Annotated in this window: 4 protein-coding genes and 1 tRNA gene; 3 read left to right on the top strand and 2 right to left on the bottom strand. The window is 37.1% G+C overall.

Features of this window, described 5'->3' with window-relative positions; genetic code table 11:
- Both ACFIO3_RS08300 and ACFIO3_RS08295 read left to right on the top strand, forming a co-directional pair.
- A partial coding sequence (locus ACFIO3_RS08300; protein ID WP_375704303.1) for an HlyD family type I secretion periplasmic adaptor subunit occupies window positions 1-897 on the top strand: 897 nt, incomplete at its 5' end.
- A complete protein-coding gene (locus ACFIO3_RS08295; RefSeq protein WP_375607790.1) occupies window positions 897-1,361 on the top strand; it encodes a toxin-activating lysine-acyltransferase in 465 nt (154 codons plus the stop codon). The genes ACFIO3_RS08300 and ACFIO3_RS08295, both read left to right, overlap by 1 nt.
- Before the next feature lie 223 nt (window positions 1,362-1,584).
- Here ACFIO3_RS08295 and ACFIO3_RS08290 read toward each other — a convergent pair.
- A tRNA-Gln gene (locus ACFIO3_RS08290) sits at window positions 1,585-1,659 on the bottom strand.
- Window positions 1,660-2,533: 874 nt separating this feature from the next.
- On the opposite strand from ACFIO3_RS08290, the gene ACFIO3_RS08285 reads away from it, so the two are divergent.
- Entirely contained in the window at window positions 2,534-3,136 is a 603-nt protein-coding gene (locus ACFIO3_RS08285; RefSeq protein ID WP_375606385.1) for a superoxide dismutase, read from the top strand.
- A gap of 82 nt (window positions 3,137-3,218) precedes the next feature.
- Here the strand turns inward: ACFIO3_RS08285 and ACFIO3_RS08280 are convergent, their stop codons facing one another.
- On the bottom strand, window positions 3,219-5,312 hold the full coding sequence (locus ACFIO3_RS08280; protein WP_375614986.1) for a S9 family peptidase: 2,094 nt from the start codon (window positions 5,310-5,312) through the stop codon (window positions 3,219-3,221).
- Window positions 5,313-5,346 lie beyond the last annotated feature (34 nt).

Raw genomic sequence — 5,346 nt, 5'->3', positions numbered from 1 at the left:
ACGACTGCAAGAATAGAAGGTGAAAAACTCATTAGCGCTACCCTTCAATCTCTCCAAGATAAATTAAGAGCGCTAAAAGCACAAGCGGACCGCGTCGAGCGCAGCGGTGCAACACAACATGCGCAATTAGATAGGTTGGAAGATGATCGTCAATTAAGCCAAGGAAAATTAAAAGCTGCAAAAAGCCTGATGGAAACAAAAGTCATTAGCCAAGCCGTTTACTTAGAGCGTTTACATGACTTTAAAAATGTCGAGCATGAAATTTTAACCAATCAAAGACATTTGGAAGAAAATGCCGCCGAAATAAATACCCTCCGCCAACAACGGAAAAGTCTCATTTCCGATGAAATCGCCCGCTATCGGCAACTTTCGCGTGAAACAGAACTGAATCTTCAAGGATTAAAAGCAAAGCTTGATAGCACTCAATACCATCTTGACCACTTATCACTTTATGCACCTGTTGATGGACGTATCGATGATTTAAGTACCCATACTTTGGGTGGCTTTGTAGAGGCTGGTAAAACTCTCATGCGCATTGTCCCTGGTGCAGGCGGTCTCATTATTGAAGCATTTTTTGATAATCGAGATATTGGTTTTTTAGAAAAGGGCCAACGTGCTTACATCAAGTTTTCTGCCTTTCCGCCTGAACGTTTCGGTGTTATCCACGGCTCAGTCGTTAATGTAGGCGCTACAGCACGCTATAATAAAGAAATTAATGGTGTCTACGCTGTTTTAATCAAAATTGACCAAGATCATATCACTTTGAATAACAAACAATTTAAATTTATCCCTGGCATGACTGTAACAACGGATGTCATTACCTCAAAACGGCGTCTCATTTCTTATTTCTTTGAACCTATCACCAAAATTTTAGAACAGTCCCTAAAGGAAAGATAATGTCTGTAAATGAAAATCCATCACCATCACTCATAGATCCTCTTACGGCTTTGGGTGCCATGGTTGTTTTAATGCTTACATCTCCCTTATACCGCCGCTGGCGAATTTGGGATATAGACCGAAACTTAGGTCCAGCTTTACAGACTGGGCAATACAAGCTCTATAAAAATGAACGTGGAGAATTTTGCGCCTTTATCACCTGGGCTTTTTTAGATGAGAAAAATCATCAATCTATGCTTGAAAAGGGAGAATTTTTACCCGATGCCAATTGGCAAAATGGAAAATACGTATGGTTTATTGATTGTGTAGCACCTTATGGCCATACTGCTCATATTGTACGTGATATGCAACGAAATATATTTCCTGATCAGCGTTATTGTTATGCTGTACGACGTAATGAAGATGGTGGAATAAGAAAAATCGCACGCTGGTGTTGTTATAGAGCGCAAAATCCAGCCAAATAGTTTTTCTAAAGCAAGTGCGCATAAATCATTTAAGCCCCACTCTTATAAAGAAAAATCCCTAAAATAACTATTTTGATTATAGTTATAGTAAGAGCCACTCCGCTACAGACGCGTATTTCTCCTCTGTCCAATCCGATATGAATGGCTAAAGATAATTAAGAGATTTAATCCACTCTCAAGTCTATGATTTCTCAAGTTTATGATTGATTCATTTCACTAAAATTGGCTGGGGTACCTGGATTCGAACCAGGGAATGCCGGTACCAAAAACCGGTGCCTTACCGCTTGGCTATACCCCAAAAAACACGCTTTACAATTACTTTTGCACTTTATAGCGATTCCTGTGATTGGACGCAATATCTGAAAATCAAAGACCTTACTTTTTTATTATAAAATTTCTGAGTCTTGTATGGCATTGCCATCGATACAAATTCGTAGCAGAAACTGATATACAATTGTGATTTTAACATAAGTAGCAACCATTTATCCACCAATTATTTTGCTCTTTGTATTGATGTCTTAGGAACAGAACATGAAAATCTTTCAGTTTACTCATGTATCTAATAAATTTGCATATGATTTAATTTTCTTGATATATTAAAATCTCATCTTGCTCAATTTAAGAAAAAAGCTGTCACCACATTGGCAACCGGTAAGTGTATGATAGTGCTGCTGTGCTCTTGCATTAAGCATAAAGATGGTAATGTCCACTAATTTTTACATTATATTATTCATGGGTAGCACCATAAAATAAAATCAAGCACATTGAAAAATATTTCCTAAAAAATAACACTTAATATTCTGTTGAAAACATTATGATACACCAATAAACTGGAAAAGTTTTGCAAAAATTAAAAACATTTTATATGGTATTTGAAAAAATAGATATACAAAAACAAGGAATAATAGCTATTTCCATTTACTTTTTATTCAAAAGATAATGATATTCATTACCCGCTCATAGATGTAAAAAATCTTCAGAAGCAATCTTTATGTAGACCAATACCCTTTTTGATTGATGAATATACATTTCCTAAAAGCTTCTTTTACAAAAAGAGAGACATTAAAACTATTTCATACAAACTAGGTATTCAACATTTGCTTTTAAATTCGGTAAATGGCAAATTAGGCTTATGAAATAAGCTTAACAATTAGAATCGAGGAGATTTTTAAATGGCTTTTGAATTGCCCCCGTTGCCTTATGATTACGATGCCCTTTCGCCTTATATGTCACGCGAAACGCTTGAATATCATCATGATAAGCATCACCTTGCTTATCTTACCAACACCAATAATTTTGTGAAAGAGTTAGGCTTAGAAAATGAAAGCCTTGAAGATATTGTTAAAAAAAGTTTTGGAAAAAATATTGGTTTGTTTAATAATGCAGCGCAGTATTACAATCATAACCACTTTTGGCTTTGGATGAAAAAAAATGGTGGTGGCCAAAAACTTCCTGAAAAGTTAGCAAAAGCTATTGACGCTGATCTAGGTGGTTATGACAAATTCCGCGCTGATTTTATTGCTGCTGCTAGTGCCCAATTTGGTTCTGGATGGACGTGGGTTGCTGTTAAAGATGGCAAGCTTGAAATTATGAAAACCCCTAATGGTGAAAATCCCTTAGTGCACAATGCTCGCCCTATTTTGGGTGTCGATGTGTGGGAACATTCCTATTACATTGATTATCGCAATGCTCGACCGAAGTACCTCGAATCCTTTGTAGACCATTTAATTAATTGGGACTATGTTTTAGAACTTTATGAAGAATGTGAATTTTAAACTATCTAGATAACTTTTTAGTGTATGAAAGTCTCTATAATCCAATAAATTATCGGAGACTTTCATACAGAAGTATTATGGATTAGCAAAAGTCTTTTCCTGCTATCTTTAGAATATATGCATAGATATAGGCAACTTCTTCTAGCTTTGAAAAACGTCCAGCTGCACCAGCGTGCCCTGAATCCATATTAATACGTAATAAAACTGCATTATCGTCTGTTTTTAGGTCTCGTAATTTTGCCACCCATTTTGCAGGCTCCCAGTAAGTTACACGAGGATCTGTTAATCCTGCCATCACAAGTATAGGGGGATAGTTTTGAGCTTTGACATTATCGTAAGGAGAATAGGAAGCAATAAGCTTATAATCTTCTTCTGATTCAAGAGGGTTCCCCCATTCGCCCCATTCTGGAGGTGTGAGTGGCAATGAAGCATCTAACATTGTCGCTAAGACATCAACAAAAGGCACATTCGCGACGATCCCAGCAAAATCCTGGGGAGCTATATTGGCAATGGCTCCCATCAACATCCCCCCTGCTGAACCACCATGGGCAATCAGCCGGTCGTGAGAAGTGAATTTATTGTTTACAAGGTAACGCCCACAAGCAATAAAATCTGTAAATGTATTGTGCTTAAAGAGATGTTTTCCTTTCTCATACCACTCTACTCCCTTTTCTTTTCCTCCGCGAATATGAGCAATAGCGTAAATAAAACCTCTGTTTACTAGAGAAAGTACATTACTATTGAAACTGGCAGGAATAGAAATCCCATAAGCACCATAACCGTAAAGCAGACAAGGCGCACCACCATCAAGGGGAGTGTTTTTGTGGTAAAAAAGTGAAATAGGAATCTTCTCACCATCGTCTGCTATTGCTATAATCCGTCGTGTTACATATGCATCTTTATTATGCCCAGAGGGAATTATTTGCGTTTTTAAAAGCATTCGTTTACGACTTTTCATCTCATAATCAAACACTTGATCAGGTGTTGTCATAGACGAATAGGAAAAACGAATAGTTGGACTGTTATATTCTGCAACTCCTTGCAGACCTAAAGAATAAGCCTCTTCAGTAAAAGCGATGGAATTAACTTGTTTAGTGGTACGTTCCATTACTTTTATACGTGGAAGCCCCTCAAAACGTTCGATCCAGACAAGAAAATCTTGATAAGCATCATGGGATAATATTAGGCACCCAAGCTGATGTGGGACAAACTCAGACCAATTTTCTGATTGTGGAGATGTATATGGCGCTACCATAATTTTGAAATCTTTTGCATTATCTAAATTGGTTAGAATATAAAAGACATCACCACCCTCTGTAAGTGAATATTCAATACCTTGTTGTCGTTTCCGTACACATTGGGGAACAGTAAAAGGCGCCTCAGCAGGAATTAGCCAGATCTCGGATGTTTCATGATCATGAATATTAATATAAATAACATCATTAAGCTTAGAACCGCTTACATCTAAGAAAAAACCTGGATTGTCTTCACGAAAAATAAGCTTATCTTGTGATTGATCTGTGTTTAATTGGTGATAATAGAGCTCTGAAGGTCGGTGGTTTTTATCCATCTTAGTATAGAAAAAACCTTCAGACCTAGCATCCCATACAATTTGACCAGATGTATCAGTAATTGTGTCCGTACAGTCAGACAATGTCTCAAAATTACGAATTTTAGCTGTATAGAATTCTGATCCTTTGTCATCATAGGTCCATACCACATGTGTATGGTCAGGAGATTCTTGAACTGAACCAAATTTAAAATATTCTTTGCCTTCTGCCAAGACATCACCATTAAGGTACACGTTTTTTTCTCCGCCATTCCTTGGTGTCCGAAAATAATGTGGCTGTTGGCCTCCGGTAACATAAGAGAATCCGTAAGCAAAAGGACCATGTTTTATAGGAACAGAACTATCATTCTCTTGGATCCTGTTTTTCATTTCTGTAAAAAGCAAATCTCGTAATGGTTTTGTATCAGCCATTTGAGCTGATTGATAAGCATTTTCTTTTTCAAGATGCTGTCGAATATTGGGGTCAAGACAGTTAGGATCTTTAAAAACATCTTGCCAGTTAGACGCACGTAGCCAATGATAGGGATCATCACGAAAAATACCATGATATATTTCCTTATGAGTGATTCTAGATGCTTTGGGAGGAATTGCAAAAGTGCGAGTCATACACAATCCTATATTAAAATATGTTAATAGCTTC

The organism is Bartonella sp. AD328YNZD (assembly GCF_042196425.1).
This window is presented reverse-complemented; position numbering and strand designations above follow the sequence as displayed.